Annotated in this window: 21 protein-coding genes; 13 read left to right on the plus strand and 8 right to left on the minus strand. The window is 57.3% G+C overall.

The window, feature by feature from the left end; genetic code table 11:
- The first annotated feature begins 40 nt into the window (after positions 1 to 40).
- The 5 genes from queA to secF all read left to right on the plus strand — a co-directional run bounded on the left by queA (position 41) and on the right by secF (position 5,523).
- A complete protein-coding gene (gene queA / locus HFD92_RS11545; protein WP_009091763.1) occupies positions 41 to 1,111 on the plus strand; it encodes a tRNA preQ1(34) S-adenosylmethionine ribosyltransferase-isomerase QueA in 1,071 nt (356 codons plus the stop codon).
- Between the two features lie 79 nt (positions 1,112 to 1,190).
- Positions 1,191 to 2,339 carry a tRNA guanosine(34) transglycosylase Tgt gene (gene tgt / locus HFD92_RS11550; RefSeq protein WP_009091761.1) on the plus strand — a complete coding sequence of 383 codons (1,149 nt, stop codon included), beginning with the start codon at positions 1,191 to 1,193 and terminating at the stop codon, positions 2,337 to 2,339.
- On the plus strand, positions 2,339 to 2,671 hold the full coding sequence (gene yajC / locus HFD92_RS11555; RefSeq protein WP_009091760.1) for a preprotein translocase subunit YajC: 333 nt from the start codon (positions 2,339 to 2,341) through the stop codon (positions 2,669 to 2,671). Before tgt ends, yajC begins: the two co-directional genes overlap by 1 nt.
- Positions 2,672 to 2,696: 25 nt before the next feature.
- Positions 2,697 to 4,544 carry a protein translocase subunit SecD gene (gene secD, locus HFD92_RS11560; RefSeq protein ID WP_167428969.1) on the plus strand — a complete coding sequence of 616 codons (1,848 nt, stop codon included), beginning with the start codon at positions 2,697 to 2,699 and terminating at the stop codon, positions 4,542 to 4,544.
- A gap of 10 nt (positions 4,545 to 4,554) precedes the next feature.
- Complete coding sequence (gene secF, locus HFD92_RS11565) at positions 4,555 to 5,523, plus strand: protein translocase subunit SecF (RefSeq protein WP_009091756.1); 969 nt, start codon at positions 4,555 to 4,557, stop codon at positions 5,521 to 5,523.
- Between the two features lie 61 nt (positions 5,524 to 5,584).
- Here the strand turns inward: secF and HFD92_RS11570 are convergent, their stop codons facing one another.
- Complete coding sequence (locus HFD92_RS11570; RefSeq protein ID WP_140028167.1) at positions 5,585 to 6,163, minus strand: DUF3251 domain-containing protein; 579 nt, start codon at positions 6,161 to 6,163, stop codon at positions 5,585 to 5,587.
- A gap of 16 nt (positions 6,164 to 6,179) precedes the next feature.
- Positions 6,180 to 6,617 (minus strand): peptidoglycan-binding protein LysM, encoded by a 438-nt coding sequence (lysM, locus tag HFD92_RS11575; RefSeq protein WP_167428970.1) that lies wholly within the window; start codon positions 6,615 to 6,617, stop codon positions 6,180 to 6,182.
- A gap of 185 nt (positions 6,618 to 6,802) precedes the next feature.
- Here lysM and nrdR point away from each other — a divergent pair, with 185 nt between their 5' ends.
- The 6 genes from nrdR to pgpA all read left to right on the plus strand — a co-directional run bounded on the left by nrdR (position 6,803) and on the right by pgpA (position 10,873).
- Positions 6,803 to 7,252 (plus strand): transcriptional regulator NrdR, encoded by a 450-nt coding sequence (gene nrdR / locus HFD92_RS11580; RefSeq protein ID WP_009091750.1) that lies wholly within the window; start codon positions 6,803 to 6,805, stop codon positions 7,250 to 7,252.
- Positions 7,253 to 7,255: 3 nt separating this feature from the next.
- A complete protein-coding gene (gene ribD, locus HFD92_RS11585) occupies positions 7,256 to 8,356 on the plus strand; it encodes a bifunctional diaminohydroxyphosphoribosylaminopyrimidine deaminase/5-amino-6-(5-phosphoribosylamino)uracil reductase RibD (RefSeq protein WP_058956372.1) in 1,101 nt (366 codons plus the stop codon).
- Positions 8,357 to 8,446: 90 nt separating this feature from the next.
- Positions 8,447 to 8,917, plus strand: coding sequence for a 6,7-dimethyl-8-ribityllumazine synthase (gene ribE, locus HFD92_RS11590; protein ID WP_009091746.1), 471 nt, complete (start codon positions 8,447 to 8,449; stop codon positions 8,915 to 8,917).
- Positions 8,918 to 8,936: 19 nt separating this feature from the next.
- Positions 8,937 to 9,356 carry a transcription antitermination factor NusB gene (nusB, locus tag HFD92_RS11595; RefSeq protein WP_009091744.1) on the plus strand — a complete coding sequence of 140 codons (420 nt, stop codon included), beginning with the start codon at positions 8,937 to 8,939 and terminating at the stop codon, positions 9,354 to 9,356.
- 55 nt (positions 9,357 to 9,411) lie between these two features.
- The gene (thiL, locus tag HFD92_RS11600) at positions 9,412 to 10,389 is read left to right on the plus strand and encodes a thiamine-phosphate kinase (protein WP_046101351.1); all 978 of its coding nucleotides are present in this window, start codon (positions 9,412 to 9,414) and stop codon (positions 10,387 to 10,389) included.
- On the plus strand, positions 10,334 to 10,873 hold the full coding sequence (pgpA, locus tag HFD92_RS11605) for a phosphatidylglycerophosphatase A (protein ID WP_111208105.1): 540 nt from the start codon (positions 10,334 to 10,336) through the stop codon (positions 10,871 to 10,873). The genes thiL and pgpA overlap by 56 nt, the downstream gene beginning before the upstream one ends.
- Positions 10,874 to 10,924: 51 nt before the next feature.
- Here pgpA and HFD92_RS11610 read toward each other — a convergent pair whose 3' ends face one another.
- From HFD92_RS11610 to xseB, 4 genes are all read right to left on the minus strand, one after another.
- Entirely contained in the window at positions 10,925 to 11,899 is a 975-nt protein-coding gene (locus HFD92_RS11610) for an aldo/keto reductase (protein WP_009091739.1), read from the minus strand.
- Positions 11,900 to 11,979: 80 nt separating this feature from the next.
- Positions 11,980 to 13,845, minus strand: coding sequence for a 1-deoxy-D-xylulose-5-phosphate synthase (gene dxs, locus HFD92_RS11615; RefSeq protein WP_167428971.1), 1,866 nt, complete (start codon positions 13,843 to 13,845; stop codon positions 11,980 to 11,982).
- A gap of 19 nt (positions 13,846 to 13,864) precedes the next feature.
- Positions 13,865 to 14,764, minus strand: coding sequence for a (2E,6E)-farnesyl diphosphate synthase (gene ispA / locus HFD92_RS11620; RefSeq protein ID WP_167428972.1), 900 nt, complete (start codon positions 14,762 to 14,764; stop codon positions 13,865 to 13,867).
- On the minus strand, positions 14,764 to 15,006 hold the full coding sequence (xseB, locus tag HFD92_RS11625) for an exodeoxyribonuclease VII small subunit (protein ID WP_009091735.1): 243 nt from the start codon (positions 15,004 to 15,006) through the stop codon (positions 14,764 to 14,766). Before xseB ends, ispA begins: the two co-directional genes overlap by 1 nt.
- 232 nt (positions 15,007 to 15,238) lie before the next feature.
- Here xseB and thiI point away from each other — a divergent pair, with 232 nt between their 5' ends.
- Positions 15,239 to 16,687, plus strand: a complete 1,449-nt coding sequence (thiI, locus tag HFD92_RS11630) for a tRNA uracil 4-sulfurtransferase ThiI (protein ID WP_009091733.1) — start codon at positions 15,239 to 15,241, stop codon at positions 16,685 to 16,687.
- A gap of 51 nt (positions 16,688 to 16,738) precedes the next feature.
- Here the strand turns inward: thiI and yajL are convergent, their stop codons facing one another.
- Positions 16,739 to 17,335, minus strand: coding sequence for a protein deglycase YajL (gene yajL, locus HFD92_RS11635; protein WP_167428973.1), 597 nt, complete (start codon positions 17,333 to 17,335; stop codon positions 16,739 to 16,741).
- Positions 17,289 to 18,209: a 2-dehydropantoate 2-reductase gene (gene panE, locus HFD92_RS11640; RefSeq protein WP_167428974.1), complete on the minus strand. Its 921-nt coding sequence runs from the start codon at positions 18,207 to 18,209 to the stop codon at positions 17,289 to 17,291. The genes yajL and panE overlap by 47 nt, the downstream gene beginning before the upstream one ends.
- A 135-nt stretch (positions 18,210 to 18,344) precedes the next feature.
- Here panE and HFD92_RS11645 point away from each other — a divergent pair, with 135 nt between their 5' ends.
- Positions 18,345 to 18,836, plus strand: a complete 492-nt coding sequence (locus HFD92_RS11645; protein ID WP_009091726.1) for a YajQ family cyclic di-GMP-binding protein — start codon at positions 18,345 to 18,347, stop codon at positions 18,834 to 18,836.
- The last annotated feature ends 565 nt before the right edge of the window (positions 18,837 to 19,401 follow it).

A 19,401-nucleotide genomic window follows, 5' to 3' on the forward strand; every position in this document is an offset into this window, starting at 1 on the left:
AAACTGTGCCGCCTGTTTTTGCCTGAGAAAGAACACTTCAATGCGTGTCGCCGATTTTGCTTTTGAATTGCCCGAATCCCTGATTGCTCACTATCCCCAGGCGCAGCGCAGCGGCTGCCGTCTGCTGTCGCTCGACGGTCCCAGCGGCGCACTGACGCACGGGGTCTTTACCGACGTGCTGGATAAGCTGAATCCAGGCGATCTGCTGGTGTTCAACAATACCCGTGTGATCCCGGCGCGCGTCTTTGGCCGCAAAGCCAGCGGCGGCAAAATCGAGATGCTGGTCGAGCGGATGCTCGACGACAAGCGTGTGCTGGCACATGTGCGCGCCTCAAAAGCGCCGAAGCCGGGTGCAGCGCTGCTGCTGGGCGAAGATGAGAGCGTGAAAGCGACCATGGTGGCCCGCCACGATGCGCTGTTTGAGATTGAATTTGATGATGAGCGCGCGGTACTCGATATTCTGAACAGCGTGGGCCATATGCCTCTGCCGCCCTATATCGATCGGCCGGACGAAGAGGCCGACCGCGAGCTTTATCAGACCGTCTACAGCGCCCGTCCGGGGGCCGTCGCGGCACCCACAGCCGGTCTGCATTTTGATGAGCCGCTGTTGCAGGCGCTGAAAGAGAAGGGCATTGAGATGGCGTTTGTGACGCTGCATGTCGGGGCGGGAACCTTCCAGCCGGTGCGTGTCGAAACCATCGAAGAGCATCACATGCACGCGGAATATGCCGAAGTACCGCAGGAGGTGGTTGATGCGGTGCTGGCCTGCAAGGCGCGCGGCAATAAGGTGGTTGCGGTGGGCACCACCTCCGTCCGGTCGCTGGAGAGCGCAGCCAAAGCGAGCCAGGATGCCCTGATCGCGCCATTCTTCGACGATACCCAGATTTTTATCTATCCGGGCTATGAGTATCAGGTGATCGACGCGCTCATCACCAACTTCCATCTGCCTGAATCGACCCTGATTATGCTGGTCTCGGCCTTCGCCGGGTATCAGCACACCATGGCCGCGTACCGCGCAGCCGTGGCTGAGCAATATCGTTTCTTCAGTTATGGCGACGCGATGTTTATCAGTAAAAATCCGCAGGCGCCGCTGGAAAAAGTGGGCGACTGATTTATCAACCGATAGCCGGAATCGCGCTCTGCGTGACAGAAGGCTATCTGCATCGGACTGTTTCTCCGATGGAGGCTTTGTGAAATTTGAACTTGATACCACAGACGGGCGCGCACGCCGTGGCCGTCTGATTTTTGATCGCGGCGTGGTGGAAACCCCGGCGTTTATGCCCGTTGGCACCTATGGCACCGTCAAAGGCATGACGCCGGAAGAGGTACAGGATACCGGCGCGCAGATCATTCTGGGGAATACCTTCCATCTCTGGCTGCGTCCGGGTCAGGAGATCATGAAACTGCACGGCGATCTGCATGACTTTATGCAGTGGAAAGGGCCGATTCTGACCGATTCCGGTGGCTTCCAGGTCTTCAGCCTGGGCGACATCCGTAAAATCACCGAAGCGGGCGTGCATTTCCGTAACCCGATCAACGGCGATCCGATCTTCCTCGATCCGGAAAAATCGATGGAGATTCAGTATGACCTCGGTTCCGACATCGTGATGATTTTCGATGAGTGTACGCCTTATCCGGCGGACTGGGACTATGCCAAACGTTCAATGGAGATGTCGCTGCGCTGGGCACGACGCAGCCGTGACCGTTTTGACAGCCTCGGCAACAAAAATGCGCTGTTTGGCATTATCCAGGGCTCGGTTTACGAAGATTTACGAGATGTCTCGGTTAAAGGTCTGGTAGAGATTGGCTTTGATGGGTACGCTGTGGGCGGCCTGGCGGTGGGTGAACCTAAGCAGGACATGCACCGTATTCTTGAGCACGTCTGTCCGCAGCTTCCGCAGGATAAACCCCGTTATCTGATGGGCGTTGGCAAACCTGAAGATCTGGTTGAGGGCGTCCGTCGCGGCGTCGATATGTTCGACTGCGTGATGCCAACCCGTAATGCGCGCAATGGTCATCTGTTTGTGACCGAGGGCGTGGTGAAGATCCGCAACGCCCGCTACAAAGATGACACCGCGCCACTGGATGCGGAGTGTGACTGTTACACCTGTCGCAATTATAGCCGGGCCTACTTGTATCATCTCGACCGTTGTAACGAAATACTGGGCGCGCGTCTGAATACTATCCACAATTTGCGCTACTACCAGCGTCTGATGGCTGGTTTACGCCAGGCTATCGAAGAGGGTAGATTAGAGCGCTTTGTAACTGAGTTTTACCAACGGACGGGTAAAGAAGTTCCGCCTTTAACGTCTGACAATTCATCAATGAGGGAAATTTAATGAGCTTATTCATTTCTGACGCCGTGGCCGCAGCAGGCGCACCGTCTCAGGGAAGTCCGTATTCTCTGGTGATCATGCTGGTGGTGTTTGGTCTGATTTTCTATTTCATGATCCTGCGTCCGCAGCAGAAACGTGCGAAAGAGCACAAGAAGCTGATGGATTCCATCTCAAAGGGCGATGAAGTGTTAACCAGCGGTGGCCTGGTGGGTCGCGTCACAAAAGTCTCTGACACGGGCTACGTCGCTATCGCGCTGAATGACACCAACGAAGTGGTCATTAAACGTGATTTCGTTGCCGCCGTGCTGCCTAAAGGCACCATTAAGGCGCTGTAATTCTTTCTTCCCTAAGGGAACTGCCGTGTTAAACCGTTATCCTTTGTGGAAGTATGTGATGCTGGTCGTCGTGATTATCGTCGGCCTGCTCTATGCGCTTCCCAACCTCTATGGTGAGGATCCGGCCGTTCAAATCACTGGTGCGCGCGGAAGCGCCGCCAGTGAGCAGACGCTGGATCAGATTCAGTCCGCATTAAAACAGGAGAATATCCAGAGCAAATCTGTTGCGCTGGAAAATGGTGCGATTACCGCGCGCTTCGCCAATACGGATGTGCAGTTACGCGCCCGTGAAGCGATCATGAAAGCGCTGGGTGAAGATTACGTCGTGGCGCTGAACCTCGCGCCTGCCACGCCCCGCTGGCTGACCATGCTGTCAGCAGAACCGATGAAACTCGGTCTCGACCTGCGTGGCGGCGTGCACTTCCTGATGGAAGTGGACATGGACACCGCACTCAGCAAACTGCAGGAGCAGAATGCTGATACGCTGCGTAGCGACCTGCGCGCCAAAAATATCCCCTATACCAACGTCAATAAAATCGCGAACTACGGCGTGGAAATTCGTTTCCGTGACGCCGCCAGCCGCGATGCGGCGATTTCCTGGCTCTCTTCCCGTCATCAGGATCTGGTGATCAACAGCAGCGGCAGCGATGCGCTGCGTGCCACCATGAGCGATGCCCGTCTCAGCGAAGCGCGTGAATATGCGGTTCAGCAGAACATCACGATTCTGCGTAACCGTGTGAACCAGCTGGGCGTGGCGGAACCGCTGGTTCAGCGTCAGGGTTCCGATCGCATCGTGGTGGAACTGCCAGGGATTCAGGACACGGCGCGCGCCAAAGAGATTCTGGGTGCGACCGCAACCCTGGAATTCCGTCTGGTGAACACCACCGTGGATCCGAGCGCAGCCGCCAGTGGCCGGGTGCCGGGTGACTCCGAAGTCAAAAAGATGCGTGACGGCCAGCCGGTCGTACTCTACAAGCGGGTGATTCTGACCGGTGACCACATCACCGACTCGACCTCCAGCATGGATGAGTACAACCAGCCACAGGTGAACATTTCACTGGATGGCGCAGGCGGAAACATCATGTCGAACTTCACCAAGGACAACATCGGCAAACCGATGGCGACCCTGTTTGTGGAGTACAAAGACAGCGGTAAGAAAGATGCCAATGGCCGTTCCATTCTGGTGAAACAGGAAGAGGTGATTAACGTCGCCAATATCCAGTCTCGCCTGGGGAACAGCTTCCGCATTACCGGTATCAACAATCCGAACGAAGCGCGTCAGCTGTCGCTGCTGCTGCGTGCCGGTGCGTTGATTGCGCCAATCCAGATCGTGGAAGAGCGCACTATCGGACCGACCATGGGTCAGCAAAACATTACTCAGGGTCTGGAAGCCTGCCTCTGGGGTCTGCTTGCGTCGATCCTGTTCATGGTGGTGTTCTACAAGAAGTTTGGTCTGATTGCGACCAGTGCGCTGCTGGTAAACCTGGTGCTGATTGTCGGCATCATGTCCCTGCTGCCGGGCGCGACCCTGACCATGCCGGGGATTGCCGGTATCGTGTTAACCCTGGCGGTGGCAGTTGATGCCAACGTACTGATTAACGAACGTATTAAAGAAGAGCTGCGCAACGGGCGCTCGGTTCAGCAGGCAATCCATGAGGGCTACAAAGGCGCCTTCTCCAGTATTGTCGATGCGAACGTGACCACCCTGATCAAAGTGATCATTCTTTACGCGGTCGGCACCGGTTCGATCAAAGGCTTTGCGATTACCACCGCTATCGGTATCGCGACCTCAATGTTCACCGCGATTATCGGTACCCGTGCCATTGTTAACCTGGTTTACGGTGGCAAACGCATCAACAAGCTGTCTATCTGAGGAGTGCGTTGTGGCACAGGAATATAACATTGAGCAGTTGAACCACGGGCGTAAAGTCGTCGACTTTATGCGCTGGGATACGCTGGCCTTCATCATTTCGGGACTGCTGATCGTCGCTGCGATTGCGATCGTGGGCGTGCGCGGTTTTAACTGGGGCCTCGATTTCACCGGCGGTACCGTGATTGAGATTGCGCTGGAAAAACCTGCCGACCTCGACACGCTGCGCAGCGATCTGGTGAAAGCGGGCTTTGACGAGCCGCTGGTGCAGAACTTTGGCAGCAGCCGTGACGTCATGGTGCGTATGGCACCGGTTACCGGTCCGGCAGGCACCGAAATAGGCAATAAAGTGGTGTCGGTGATTAACCAGACCACCCAGCAGAACGCGACCGTTAAGCGCATTGAGTTCGTAGGCCCGAGCGTGGGCAGCGACCTGGCGCAGGCGGGGGCGATGGCGCTGTTGTCTGCACTGATTGCGATCCTGATCTATATCGGTTTCCGCTTTGAGTGGCGTCTGGCACTGGGCACCGTGCTGGCGCTGGCGCATGACGTCATCATCACCTGCGGTCTGCTGGCGCTGTTCCGTATTGAAATCGACCTGACGATTGTTGCCTCACTGATGTCAGTGATTGGCTACTCGCTTAACGACAAAATCGTGGTCTCTGACCGTATTCGTGAAAACTTCCGCAAGATCCGTCGCGGCAGCGCTTACGATATTACCAACGTGTCTCTGACCCAGACCTTAAGCCGTACGCTGATTACCTCGCTGACCACACTGGCGATGATCCTCATCCTCTTCATCTTTGGTGGTGCGCTGCTGAAAGGCTTCTCACTGACCATGCTGATTGGTGTGACGATCGGTACGATTTCATCCATTTATGTCTCTTCGGCGCTGGCGCTGAAGCTGGGCATGAAGCGTGAACATATGCTGGTGCAGAAGGTTGAAAAAGAGGGCGCAGATCAGCCTTCTATCCTGCCGTAATCGCATGACAGAAATGAAAACGGGCAGCCCTGGGGCTGCCCGTTTTTTTTTGCGCCGGCCGTCAGGGTAATGCCGGTGCAGCAGGTGGGGTCTGGGTCGGCACGTTGCCGGTCACGTTATGCACGCGGACGTAGCCAATCTGCTCCGGTGTCAGACCGCTGAGTCGCAGCGGAACGGTGACCGAATGCTGCGGCAGCAGGGAGGCAGGTACGGTGATGGTCTGACTCAGCGTGTCATTGCCGAGCGGCTTGCCGCTGGCGGGATCGAGCTCGCCCCAGATCACCGTGGCGTTCAGCGCAGGCAACGGCTGTTCATCCATCGAACGCACCGTGAGGGTTGCCCGCGAGCCGCTCGCTTCAGCCGTGACGGGCGACAGCGTCAGTCGCAGCGTACCGAGCCGGGTCTGCAACGCCACGGGCGTATTGGCCTGTGGCAGCAGCCATGCTCCCTGCTGAGACTGGCTGTTCAGCTGTCCCTGAATCTCCAGCGCACTGGCTTGCGAGGTCAGGTGCTGCATCTGCTGATTAAGCTGATTCACTTCCTGATGCAGCTCTCTGACCTGCGGTGTGCTGGCGGTGCTGCTGCATCCGCTCAGCGTTACCAGAGAGAGCGCCACCGGAACCCAAACCATCCTGTTCATAAGTTATCCTTGTCCGTTATTTCGGGATGCGTAACACCTGACCCGGGTAGATCTTATCAGGGTGTGACAGCATCGGTTTGTTCGCTTCGAAAATCTTATTGTACTCATTGGCGTTGCCGTAGACCTGTTTCGAGATAGCGCTCAGCGTATCGCCTTTTTTCACCGTGTAGAGTTCGGACTCCGCTGCGCTGTCGGTGACGGTAACCTTGTCTTCCACTTTGGTAATGCCCGCGACGTTGCCCGCTGCGATCAGAATCTTCTCTTTCAGCTCCTGAGAGAGGCCATCGCCGGTCACCGTGACGGTATCGCCATTCACTTTGACATCAACCTTGTCGCTGTCGGGTAATCCGAGTTTGTCGATGTGCTCCTGCAGCTTTTTATTCTGGTCATCACCGCCATGCACGGCATCCCACAATTTTTCACCCGCTTCTTTCACAAAGTTAAACAGACCCATACAACCTCCAGTGTGTTAGTGGAAAATTTCAATTGCAGCCCTTAAAGCGTAGTCCCTTTTGCTGCAGACGAAATTTAGCATCGTTTATCCTGAGAGGTGAATCCTCTGAAAGGCACGAAGAGATTTTGTTGATTCGCAGTTCGCGCTACACTGTCTGACCCATCACTCTCGCGTCAGGAAACGTCATGCATTGCCCATTCTGCTCCGCTGTGGACACCAAAGTGATTGATTCTCGTCTGGTTAGTGAAGGCTCTTCGGTGCGCCGCCGCCGCCAGTGTCTGATGTGCCATGAGCGCTTTACCACCTTTGAGGTGGCAGAACTGGTGATGCCTCGCGTGGTGAAAAGCAATGACGTGCGCGAACCGTTCAATGAAGACAAAATGGCCAGCGGGATGATGAAGGCGCTGGAAAAGCGTCCGGTCAGCGCCGACGCGGTGGAAAGCGCCGTGAATCATATCAAAACCCAGCTGCGTGCCACGGGTGAACGGGAGATCCCCAGTAAGCTGATTGGCAACCTGGTGATGGATGAGCTGAAAAAACTCGATAAGGTGGCCTACATCCGCTTCGCCTCGGTTTACCGCAGCTTTGAAGATATCCGGGATTTTGGCGAAGAGATCGCCCGGTTACAGGATTAAAGTATGGATGAACGCTATATGGCGCGCGCGCTGGAGCTGGCGCGACGCGGCCGTTTTACCACCATGCCCAACCCCAACGTCGGCTGCGTTATCGTACGCGATGGTGAGGTCGTGGGGGAGGGGTGGCACCAGCGCGCCGGAGAACCCCATGCGGAAGTCCACGCGCTGCGTATGGCAGGCGAAAAAGCGCGCGGTGCTACCGCCTATGTGACGCTGGAGCCGTGCAGTCATCATGGCCGTACGCCTCCCTGCTGTGATGCCCTGATCGCCGCCGGTGTGAAGCGGGTCGTGGCCGCGATGCAGGACCCGAATCCGCAGGTCGCCGGTCGCGGGCTGCACCGCCTGCAGCAGGCGGGCATTGAGGTCAGCCACGGTCTGATGATGCCGGAAGCGGAGGCGCTGAATCGCGGCTTTCTCAAGCGGATGCGCACCGGGTTTCCCTGGATTCAGCTCAAACTGGGCGCGTCGCTGGATGGCCGGACCGCCATGGCCAGCGGCGAAAGTCAGTGGATTACCTCTGCGGCTGCACGTCGTGATGTGCAGCGTCTGCGGGCGCAAAGTGCGGCTATCCTGAGCAGCAGCGCAACCGTGCTGGCGGACGATCCCTCCCTGACGGTGCGCTGGTCCGAACTCAGTGCGGACACCCAGGCGCTGCTGGATGAGCAGCAGCTGCGTCAGCCGGTGCGGGTGATTATCGACAGCCAGAATCGCGTTACGTCCGGGCATCGCCTGATTACGCAGCCGGGAGAAACCTGGCTGATGCGCCATCAGCCGGATCAGCAGAGCTGGCCCGCAGGCGTGACGCAAATTGCCGTTCCGCAGCGCGAGCATCAGCTGGATCTGGTGGCGATGATGATGCTGCTGGGCCAGCGCCAGATCAACAGCGTCTGGGTTGAAGCGGGTGCAACGCTGGCGGGTGCGCTGCTGCAGGCGGGACTGGCCGATGAGCTGATCGTCTACGTGGCACCTAAGCTGTTAGGTGATGAAGGCCGCGGCCTGTGTCACCTGCCCGGACTCAGTCAGCTGGCTGATGCGCCTGCCTTTCGTTTCAGCGATGTCCGTCAGGTCGGAGACGATTTACGCCTGACCCTGACGCCGCAATAACACGGGCGGAAAAGCGAGAGCACGCCGCCGAAGAGTATGATAGAATCCGCCCCCCTGCGCGGGGCTAAATAAACCCCTGAAAGGATAAGTATGAAAGTTATCGAAGCTGCTGTTGCAACGCCTGAGGCCAGTGTTGCCATCGTTATCGCGCGTTTTAACAACTTCATTAATGACAGCCTGCTGGAGGGTGCAATTGATGCCCTGAAACGCATCGGCCAGGTCAAAGATGACAATATCACCGTAGTCTGGGTTCCCGGCGCCTACGAACTGCCTCTGGCAGCTCGCGCGCTGGCTAACGCCGGCAAATATGATGCGATTATCGCCCTCGGCACCGTGATTCGTGGTGGCACAGCCCACTTCGAATATGTGGCGGGTGAAGCCAGCTCCGGTATCGCCAGCGTCGCCATTAACAGCGACATTCCTGTCGCGTTTGGCGTGCTGACAACCGAAAGCATCGAGCAGGCCATTGAACGTGCCGGTACCAAAGCCGGTAACAAAGGTGCGGAAGCCGCACTGACCGCGCTCGAAATGATCAACGTATTGAAAGCCATTAAAGCCTGATTTTTGTAAGGGGAATTTTGTGAAACCTGCTGCTCGTCGTCGCGCCCGTGAGTGCGCTGTTCAGGCGCTTTACTCCTGGCAGTTGTCGAATAACGACATTGCCGATGTGGAATACCAGTTTCTGGCGGAACAGGACGTCAAAGACGTCGACATTACCTATTTCCGCGAACTGCTGTCCGGTGTGGCGACCAACAGTGCGTATCTGGATGGACTGATGAAGCCCTACCTGTCGCGTCAGCTTGAAGAGCTGGGTCAGGTAGAAAAAGCGATCCTGCGCATCTCACTGTATGAGCTGAGCAAACGTGATGATGTGCCCTATAAAGTGGCCATCAACGAAGGGATTGAGCTGGCGAAAGTCTTCGGCGCTGAAGACAGTCATAAATTTGTTAACGGCGTGCTGGATAAAGCCGGTCCACAGATTCGACCCCATCGCAAATAAACAAAAAGGCCGGCTTGCCGGCCTTTTTTCATAGAGGGTTAAGCGGAACGTAATTATGTCTTGTGGTGAATTTGAACTCATCGCACGCTACTTCAACCGCAGAACACGCAGCCGCCGTGATGTCGAACTCGGCATCGGTGACGATTGTGCGTTACTGAGCGTGCCGGAAAAACAGACGCTGGCGATCAGCACCGATACCCTGGTTGCCGGTGTGCACTTCTTACGGGATATCCATCCCGCCGATCTTGGCTACAAAGCCCTGGCTGTTAATCTCAGCGACCTCGCCGCTATGGGCGCCGATCCCGCGTGGCTGACGCTGGCCCTGACGCTGCCGCAGGTCGATGAGAGCTGGCTGTCGGCGTTCAGTGAGAGCCTGTTTGAGCTGCTGGAGTATTACGATATGCAGCTGGTGGGCGGTGACACCACGCGCGGCCCGCTGAGCCTGACGCTGGCGATTCACGGTCTGGTGCCGCAGGGCCGGGCCCTGAAACGCTCCGGCGCGAAGCCGGGTGACTGGATCTACGTGACCGGCACGCTGGGTGACAGCGCGGCGGGGCTGGCGCTGCTGCAGCATCACTGCCGCATCAGCGATCCGGCGGTGCATGAGGCGCTGATCAAACGCCATCTGCGCCCCATGCCGCGCATTCTGCAGGGACAGGCCCTGCGTGCGCTGGCCTCCTCTGCGGTAGACCTCTCTGACGGCCTGATTTCCGATCTCGGTCACGTGCTGAAAGCCAGCGGCTGTGGCGCACGGCTTAATCTTGATGCTCTGCCGCTTTCTGGCGCGCTGCGTGACCATTTCGACCCTGAGCAGGTTCTGCGCTGGGCGCTGAGTGGGGGAGAGGATTATGAGCTCTGTTTCACCGTGCCGGAGGTGAATCGCGGCGCGCTGGATGTGGCGCTGGGTCATCTGGGCGTGCCCTACACCTGCATCGGTCAGATAGCACCGGAGTCGGAAGGCTTAACGCTGCTGGATAATGGCAAGCCCGCCACTTTCCGCCATAAAGGATTTGATCACTTTGATACGAAATAACGATGTGGCCAAAGGCCGCCTGCGGATGAGCAATCCCTGGCATCTGCTGGCGACCGGTTTTGGCAGCGGGTTAAGCCCGGTGGTGCCTGGCACCATGGGATCGCTGGCGGCGATCCCGTTCTGGTGGCTGATGACGTTTCTGCCGCAGGACCTCTATTCGCTGGTCGTGCTGGTCGGCATCTGCGTCGGCGTTTACCTCTGTCATCGCACCGCCAAAGATATGGGCGTTCACGATCATGGCAGTATTGTCTGGGATGAGTTTATCGGCATGTGGATTACGCTGATGGCGATTCCGGTCAACAGCTGGCAGTGGGTGCTCGGGGGATTTGTACTGTTTCGTATTCTGGATATGTGGAAACCCTGGCCGATTCGCTGGTTTGACCGCAACGTGCACGGTGGCATGGGCATTATGGTCGATGACATCATTGCCGGGGTCATTTCGGCTGCCATGCTGTATGGCATCGGAGTCTGGCTGGCGGGCTGATCCGCTCACCCGCGATAAGATGACGCCCGGCAAGGGCGTCATCTGACAGCGTTACTCGAATCCCACCGCCTGATGCGGCTGATAGACCTCTTCCAGCAGGGTAATCTCGTCGTCACTCAGTGTGACATCCACCGCCTTCACCAGATCCGCAAACTGCTCAGCACGCGACGCGCCAATGATTGGCGCCGTGACGGCAGGTTTGCTCAGCAGCCAGGCCAGGGCGACCTGTGCCCGCGTCACGCCTTTACTCTCCGCCACCTGCGCCAGACGCTGCGCAATGGCGGCATCATTCTCTTCGGTGGTGGCATAGAGCTTCGCCATGACCTGATCAGAGGTGGAGCGAGCGGTGTTTTCACCCCAGGGGCGGGTCAGCTTACCGCGCGCCAGCGGGCTCCAGGGCAGCACGGCGATCTGCTCTTTCTGACAGAGCGGATGCATTTCACGCTCCTCTTCACGCTGAATCAGGTTGTACTGATCCTGCATGCTGACAAAGCGATGCCAGCCCTGTTGCGACTGCATCTGCAACGCCTGTGCAAACTGGCTGGCGTGCATGGATGAGGCCCCGATGTAGCGCGCTTTGCCCGACTGTACGACATCATGCAGCGCTTCCAGCGTCTCTTCCAGCGGCGTCTCGTAATCCCAGCGGTGAATCTGCAGCAGATCGACATACTCCATGCCGAGGCGCTGCAGGCTGTCATCAATGGATTGCAGGATATTTTTGCGCGACAGACCCTGTGAGAGGTTGCTCAGGGGGAAATAGACTTTGGTGGCGACCACAATCTCTTCACGGCGCGCAAAATCTTTCAGCGCCCGTCCCAGGATCTCTTCACTGCTGCCGTCTGAATAGCTGTTGGCCGTGTCGAAGAAGTTGATCCCTGCGTTCAGCGCCTGCTGGATCAGCGGACGGCTGCTCGCTTCAGGCAGCGTCCAGGCGTGGTTGCCGCGCGTCGGCTCGCCATAGGTCATGCAGCCCAGACAGAGGCGCGAAACCTGAAGGTCGGTAGTTCCCAGTTGAATCAGTTTCATGGTGGAGGCTCCTGCGAAAGTGCAAAGGTTTCAGCATAGCAGGGCGTTGCGCTCCCCGGAGGGAGCGCAGAGAGGAGAGGTTACTGCGCCAGCCAGCGGGTGATCTGCTGCTGGATACCTTCGGCGTCCAGCAGGTAGTCATGGCGCACTTCTTCCTGTGTGCCCTGCGGGATAAATTCATCGGGCAGACCGATATTGAGAACCGGCACAGCCAGGCGTTTCGCCATGACGAACTCATTGACGCCGCTGCCTGCACCGCCCTTGATTGCGCCTTCTTCCAGCGTAATCAGTGACGTGTGGGTGGCGGCCAGTTCGGCAATCAGCGCCTCATCCAGCGGCTTCACAAAGCGCATATCGACCAGGGTCGCATTCAGCGCTTCCGCCGCAGCGGCCGCTTCCGGCAGCAGCGTACCGAAGTTCAGAATCGCCAGTTCTTCACCCTGACGTTTCACCACGGCTTTGCCCAGCGGCAGGCTCTGTAGCGGTGCCAGTGGGGTGCCAACGCCGGTGCCGCGCGGATAACGCACGGCGCTCGGCCCGTCCTGATAGTGATAGCCGGTGTAGAGCATCTGACGGCACTCATTTTCGTCGCTGGGGGTCATGATCACCATCTCCGGCACACAGCGCAGATAGGCAAGATCAAATGCGCCCTGGTGAGTCTGACCGTCTGCGCCAACAATACCACCGCGATCGATAGCAAACAGGACCGGCAGTTTCTGGATAGCGACGTCATGGATCAGCTGATCGTAGGCGCGCTGCAGGAAGGTGGAATAGATGGCCACAACAGGCTTATAACCGCCAATCGCCATACCGGCAGCGAAGGTCACCGCGTGCTGCTCGGCGATCGCCACATCAAAATATTGCTGCGGGAACTCACGCGAGAAGGCCACCATGCCGGAGCCTTCACGCATCGCCGGGGTAATCGCCATCAGCTTCGGATCGTCGGCGGCCATTTCGCACAGCCAGTTGCCGAAGATTTTAGAGTAGCTCGGCAGACCTTCGGCACTTTTCGGCAGTTCGCCAATGGCCGGATCGAATTTAGGGACGGCGTGCCAGGCAATCGGATCTTCCTCTGCCGGGGCGTAGCCTTTCCCTTTCTTCGTCATGATATGCAGGAACTGCGGCCCTTTCAGGTTGCGCATGTTACTCAGCGTATTGACCAGCGTCAGGACATCGTGGCCATCAACCGGACCGATGTAGTTGAAGCCTAACTCTTCAAACAGCGTTCCCGGCACCACCATGCCTTTGAGGTGCTCTTCCGTGCGCTTAACCAGCTCTTTAATCGGGGGCAGGTTAGTCAGCACGCGCTTACTGCCTTCACGCAGTCGCGCGTAGGTTTTACCTGACAGGATCTGCGCCAGACGGTTATTCAGCGCGCCGACGTTTTCGGAAATCGACATCTCATTGTCATTGAGGATCACCAGCATGTCCGGTTTGATATCACCGGCATGGTTCATCGCTTCAAACGCCATGCCTGCGGTGATAGCCCCATCGCCGATAATACAGGCGGTGCGACGACCCTGACCTTCGCGTTCTGCCGCCGCGGCCATGCCCAGACCGGCACTGATGGAGGTCGACGAGTGACCGACGCTCAGCACGTCATATTCACTTTCGCCGCGCCACGGGAACGGATGCACGCCGTTTTTCTGACGGATGGTGCCGATGCGATCGCGGCGACCGGTCAGAATTTTATGCGGATAAGCCTGATGACCCACATCCCACACCAGATGGTCAAAAGGAGTGTTGTAGACATAATGCAGCGCGACAGTCAGTTCGACAACGCCCAGACCCGATGCAAAATGGCCGCTGGAGCGGCTCACGCTGTCTAACAGATACTGACGCAGTTCATCACACAGTGCAGGCAGCTTCTCTTTCGGCAGGGCACGCAGCTCCTGAACCGTGTTTGCCAGCGCCAGTGTCGGGTATTTAGCAATATCAAAACTCATCAGAGACTCATTATGGAAGTTATTTGTCGCGTTCAATTATGAAGCTCGCCAGCGCCTGCAGTGCTGTGGTGTTATAGGAGTGCGCAGCGAGCAATTCCAGAGCATCAAGGGCTTCCTGATACAAATCCCGCGCTTTGGCACGGGCATTTTCTAAGCCTAACAGTGAAGGATAGGTGCTTTTGCCCAGTTGCTGATCGGCACCCTGACGTTTTCCGATAACGGCGGTGTCACCCACCACGTCCAGGATATCGTCCTGCACCTGAAACGCGAGACCGATAGCCTCAGCATAGCGGTCGAGCAGCGGCAGGGCTTCACGGGCCGCATCGCCTGCGGTAAAAGCACCTAAGCGGACGGCTGAGCGGATCAGCGCGCCCGTTTTGTGGCGATGGATCTGCTCCAGCTGATCGAGATCCACCGATTTACCCTCTGCCGCCAGATCAAGCGCCTGACCGCCGCACATGCCGGCCACGCCGCTGGCGTTTGCCAGTTCAGAGATCATCCGCAGCCGGTACTCCGCGCTGACACCCGGCATGGCTGCGTCAGTCAGAATTGAGAAGGCCAGCGTCTGCAGGGCATCGCCTGCCAGTATCGCCGTATCTTCGCCATATTTAATGTGACAGGTCGGCTGCCCGCGACGCAGTGCATCGTCATCCATCGCAGGGAGATCGTCATGAATCAGAGAGTACGCATGAATGCATTCAACCGCGGCGGCGGGCGCATCCAGACTCGCCGGGTCGGCGCGGAGCATCTCACCGGTCGCGTAGACCAGAAAAGGGCGCAGGCGTTTACCGCCCAATAATGCCCCATAATGCATGGCATTAACCAGAGGAGAACTCTGAAAAGGAAGTGGCGCTATAAAACGCGTCAGCGCGGCGTTGACCTGCTGCTGATACGCGTCGAGTAATCGGACAAAATCCATTAGTCATTTTCCGGCGTGAAAGCAGTGAGGTCGGCGTTTTTATCATCGTTCAGCAGAATACGGACACGCTGTTCAGCCTGCTGCAGCGTCTGCTGGCCTGTCCGCGCCAGCTGCACGCCGCGCTCAAACTCGTTCAGGGCTTCTTCCAGCGGCAGTTCACCACTTTCCAGACGGCTGACAATCTGCTCCAGCTGCTGCAATGACGTTTCAAAGCTGGCTGGCTGTTCGGCTTTTTTCGGCATATTTCGTGTCGACTCACGGTTGGGACATTATCTCGCAATCGGTCATGGTAGCTGAGACCCTATGATTAGCAAAATAATCAATGCGGCAGCTGATGAAGAAGCAGTCACCTGACAAAGGTGATATACTCCCGCGCCTCGGATGCGGTTGCGCCTTGCAGCCCGCAATTTTGTGATTTTACCAGCTAAGTGCTGCCTCTTTTAGCACTTATTTGCCCAACGAAGCTGTGTCGCCATGAAGTTTATCATCAAGTTATTTCCTGAAATCACCATCAAGAGTCAGTCGGTGCGTTTGCGCTTTATCAAGATTCTTGCCAGCAATATCCGTAACGTCCTGAAAACCGTCAGCGACGACATCGCCGTTGTGCGTTACTGGGATCACATTGAAGTGCGCTCAAAAAACGACGCGCTGCGGGACATTATTCCCGATGAACTGACGCGCATTCCGGGGATTCATCACGTTTTAGCGGTTGAAGATCGCGAGTACACCGATATTCATCACATCTTCGAACAGACCTTAGCGCAGTATCGCGACAGCCTCGAAGGAAAGAGCTTCTGCGTTCGGGTTAAACGTCGTGGTAAGCATAGCTTCAGTTCGCAGGATGTGGAGCGCTATGTGGGCGGGGGGCTGAACCAGCACATCGAAAGCGCCCGTGTGCAGCTTAAAAACCCGGAGGTAACGGTTAATCTCGAAGTGGACGAGAATCAGCTGACGCTGGTGACCGCACGCTATGAGGGGCTGGGCGGTTTCCCAATCGGCACACAGGAAGATGTGCTGTCGCTGATCTCCGGTGGCTTTGACTCCGGCGTCTCCAGCTACATGCTGCTGCGTCGCGGCAGCCGCGTACACTACTGCTTCTTTAATCTTGGCGGCGCCGCCCATGAGATTGGCGTCCGTCAGGTCGCGCACTATCTCTGGAACCGCTTTGGCCGTTCGCACCGGGTGCGCTTTGTGGCGATCAATTTTGAGCCGGTCGTCGGCGAGATCCTGGAAAAAGTGGATGACGGTCAGATGGGCGTGGTGCTGAAGCGCATGATGGTGCGTGCCGCTTCCCGCGTGGCTGAACGTTACGGCGTACAGGCGCTGGTCACCGGTGAAGCGGTCGGGCAGGTGTCGAGCCAGACGTTGACCAACCTGCGTCTGATTGATAACGCCTCCGATACGCTGATTCTGCGTCCGCTGATCTCTCACGACAAAGAGCACATCATCAAAGTCGCCCGGGAGATCGGTACCGAAGATTTTGCCAGCACCATGCCGGAATATTGTGGGGTGATTTCCAAAAGCCCGACAGTGAAGGCGGTGAAAGCGAAGATCGAGGCAGAAGAGCAGAATTTCGACTTTACGATTCTGGATCGCGTGGTGGAAGAGGCGACCAATGTCGATATCCGCACCATCGCTGAGCAGACAGAAGAGGAGGTGGTGGAAGTTGAAACCGTCGCGCTGCTGAGTGAAAACGACGTGGTGCTGGATATCCGCGCCATCGACGAGCAGGAAGAGAATCCGCTTGAGCTGAAGGCCACGGAGGTGAAATCACTGCCGTTCTACAAACTCAGCACGCAGTTTGGCGATCTCGATCAGAACCGCACCTGGCTGCTTTACTGCGATCGCGGCGTGATGAGCCGTCTGCAGGCCCTCTATCTGCATGAGCAGGGCTTTAAGAACGTGAAAGTCTACCGCCCGTAGTGCTGGCTTACGGTCAGTCAGACCCTGTCGGGGTCTGACTGATGAGCCTGATCACGCCTGATAGTCATAAATGCCGGGTGCCAGCACCAGTTGTGCGGCAACGTCGCGCGCCATTTCTTTTCCCACCAGCAGATCGATCAGCTTCAGCGCAAAATCCATGGCCGTGCCGGGTGCCTGGCTGGTGAGCAGTTTTACCCGCGGATCCCAGACGACGCGGCGCTCCATCCATTTCTCCGCCGGAATGGTCTCTTTTAAGCCGGGAAAGCCGGTCATGTTTCCGACAGGGAACAGATCGTGGGGAACCAGCACCGTACCTGCCGCCGCGCAAATCGCCGCAACGATTTTATCACTGAGATGAAACTGACGCACCGTTTCGACCAGCAGCGGGCTGTCACGGAAGGTCTCCGCGCCTTTGAGGCCACCGGGCAGGACGATGGCGGCGAAATCGTTGTCGGCGACCTCGACCAACGGTGCGTCAGCCAGCAGGCGGACACCGCGTGAGCAGACGATCTCCCGGCTGCCATCGCTTTCGACGCTGGCGGTGACGACGTTCAGCCCGGAACGAACCAGCAGGTCGATGGTGGTGACGGCTTCGGTCTCTTCACTGCCATGTGCCAGGCAAACCAGCACCGATGCGTTCGCGGTCATAATGGGACTCCTTGCGTTTTACAATGTCATACAGACGGGTGTTCTCCGACAGCACCAGGCCGTGCGTCCGGGCGCGGCGCAGTAAAAAGCCGCTGATGTAGTCGATTTCGGTGAGCCGCTGCGCGCGGATATCCTGCAGCATGGAAGAGGTGTTCGCCGCCGTGCTTTCAATCACGTCGAAGATAATATCCTGCAGGCTTTCGCTGGCTACGTTCTGACCTTCACGCTCCATGACCCAGCTGATCTCTTCGCATAACTGCGCAATCTGTTCCGGATACGCACGCAGCGCGCCGTTCTGGCACTCATACTCCACGCTGAGCGGGTTGATCACGCAGTTCACCGCCAGCTTGCGCCAGCAGGCCGCACGGATGTTGTCATGCCAGGCGACATCGGGCAGGGCATGGTGCAGGATGTCGGCCAGATCGCTGTAAGCAGCGCTTTTACGGTTACCGGGGCCGATGTGGGTGATGCCGCTGGCGATGTGTTTGATGACGGTGCCATCACGCATCGCGGCGTGCGTCGTGACGCTACGCAGTAGCGGCTGAGTTAACCCTTTAAGCTCCTCCAGCGTGCCCATGCCGTTATGCAGCAGCAGCACCGGGCAGTTTTCCGGCAGAACGCTTTCCAGATTTTTCACGGCGGGTGACACCTGTGGCGCTTTTAGCGTAACCAGCAGCAGCTGGCTTTCCGCCAGAAACAGCGGATCGTTAGCGATGAAGGTGCGGTTGGCTATGTTGCCTTCCGGGTCGACGACATTGGCCGAGCAATAGGGCTGCGGCACCCGCAACCATCCCTGCACCTCGTGTCCCTGACGGGCGAGCGCTGTCAGCCAGACCTGACCCAGAGCACCGCACCCTAACACGGTAATTTTCATACTGCCTCCCGCTGGCGGGCTATCCATTTATTATTTACTGTCACACCATGAGTATAGCGTCGTGCACAGCCTGATTTTATTTAGCACCGTAAGACGCGTATTATGCATGTCACTTTAGCGTCAGGAGAAGAAGAGATGCCATCTTTCGATATCGTTTCAGAAGTCGATCTGCAGGAAATTCGCAATGCGGTGGAGAATGCCAACCGTGAGGTGTCTACCCGCTTCGATTTCCGCAACGTGAGCGCCGAGTTTGAGCTCAACGAAAAGAATGAAACCATTAAAATCACCAGCGAGTCTGATTTTCAGGTTAAACAGCTGGTCGATATTTTGCGTGAGAAGTTACTGAAGCGCGGGATTGAAGGCGGTGCCTTAGAGGTGCCGGAAGAGATTGAGCACAGCGGTAAAAGCTGGGCGGTCGATGCCAAACTGAAGAAGGGCATTGAGAGCGACGTAGCGAAGAAGCTGGTGAAGCTGATCAAAGACAGTAAGCTGAAAGTGCAGACCCAGATTCAGGGTGAAGCGTTACGAGTGACCGGCAAAGCGCGCGATGATCTGCAGAGCGCAATGGCGATTGTGCGCGGCAGCAATCTGGGGCAGCCGTTCCAGTTTAAAAACTTCCGCGATTAAGCGGGGCAGGCTGTTTTTTTGGCCTGAAGGCAGTTATGAAAAACCCGGCTCAGGCCGGGTTTTTTGTTATCTGGCAGGAGCAGCGCTGCATCGATCCAAATTTGTGAGCCGTCTGAATGAAGGCGTGGTTTGTGACGTTAGTGGCATCGTGCGCTGGCTTGCATCTCTTTGAACAAGTAAAGCGTCTGGAGCGGGGTGTGAGCTGTAGGGCGTCTGTGCGATCGCGCGCTTGCTCAGGGAGCCTGTGCCTTACGCAAAGACGCAACAGCGCCATCCATGGCGGGCTCAGCGCGGGCCATCCATGGCCCGCGATGCTTTGCTACAGGCACAGGCATCCATCGCTTTGAATTTCTGAGTTGTCTGTAAGAAGACTTGTGCCGGGTTTAAGATTAAGCACAAAATCAAATTCGGGGGGATTCAGCAGCAACGTAGAAGCTTAAGGGGCGCAGGGAACAGGGGCAGAAGAGGAAAGCGTCCCGCGCCAGGACGGCGCGGGCCGAGCATGCCATGGATGGCGGCTTTTGCGACTTTCCGATCTGACCCTGTTCCCTGAGCCAGCTCGATC

It is taken from the genome of Pantoea sp. EKM101V, from assembly GCF_011800325.1.
Taxonomy (GTDB): Bacteria; Pseudomonadota; Gammaproteobacteria; order Enterobacterales; family Enterobacteriaceae; genus Pantoea; species Pantoea anthophila.

Bases quoted from the DNA above. Each gene is read 5' to 3' on its own strand.
- ispA (WP_167428972.1), bottom strand. From the start codon at position 14,764: ATGGATTTTGTCCGATTACTCGACGCGTATCAGCAGCAGGTCAACGCC.
- dxs (WP_167428971.1), bottom strand. From the start codon at position 13,845: ATGAGTTTTGATATTGCTAAATACCCGACACTGGCGCTGGCAAACACG.
- xseB (WP_009091735.1), bottom strand. From the start codon at position 15,006: ATGCCGAAAAAAGCCGAACAGCCAGCCAGCTTTGAAACGTCATTGCAG.
- ribE (WP_009091746.1), top strand. From the start codon at position 8,447: ATGAAAGTTATCGAAGCTGCTGTTGCAACGCCTGAGGCCAGTGTTGCC.
- lysM (WP_167428970.1), bottom strand. From the start codon at position 6,617: ATGGGTCTGTTTAACTTTGTGAAAGAAGCGGGTGAAAAATTGTGGGAT.
- HFD92_RS11610 (WP_009091739.1), bottom strand. From the start codon at position 11,899: ATGAAACTGATTCAACTGGGAACTACCGACCTTCAGGTTTCGCGCCTC.
- HFD92_RS11645 (WP_009091726.1), top strand. From the start codon at position 18,345: ATGCCATCTTTCGATATCGTTTCAGAAGTCGATCTGCAGGAAATTCGC.
- thiI (WP_009091733.1), top strand. From the start codon at position 15,239: ATGAAGTTTATCATCAAGTTATTTCCTGAAATCACCATCAAGAGTCAG.
- nrdR (WP_009091750.1), top strand. From the start codon at position 6,803: ATGCATTGCCCATTCTGCTCCGCTGTGGACACCAAAGTGATTGATTCT.
- pgpA (WP_111208105.1), top strand. From the start codon at position 10,334: ATGGCAAGCCCGCCACTTTCCGCCATAAAGGATTTGATCACTTTGATA.
- queA (WP_009091763.1), top strand. From the start codon at position 41: ATGCGTGTCGCCGATTTTGCTTTTGAATTGCCCGAATCCCTGATTGCT.
- thiL (WP_046101351.1), top strand. From the start codon at position 9,412: ATGTCTTGTGGTGAATTTGAACTCATCGCACGCTACTTCAACCGCAGA.
- ribD (WP_058956372.1), top strand. From the start codon at position 7,256: ATGGATGAACGCTATATGGCGCGCGCGCTGGAGCTGGCGCGACGCGGC.
- panE (WP_167428974.1), bottom strand. From the start codon at position 18,209: ATGAAAATTACCGTGTTAGGGTGCGGTGCTCTGGGTCAGGTCTGGCTG.
- yajC (WP_009091760.1), top strand. From the start codon at position 2,339: ATGAGCTTATTCATTTCTGACGCCGTGGCCGCAGCAGGCGCACCGTCT.
- yajL (WP_167428973.1), bottom strand. From the start codon at position 17,335: ATGACCGCGAACGCATCGGTGCTGGTTTGCCTGGCACATGGCAGTGAA.
- HFD92_RS11570 (WP_140028167.1), bottom strand. From the start codon at position 6,163: ATGAACAGGATGGTTTGGGTTCCGGTGGCGCTCTCTCTGGTAACGCTG.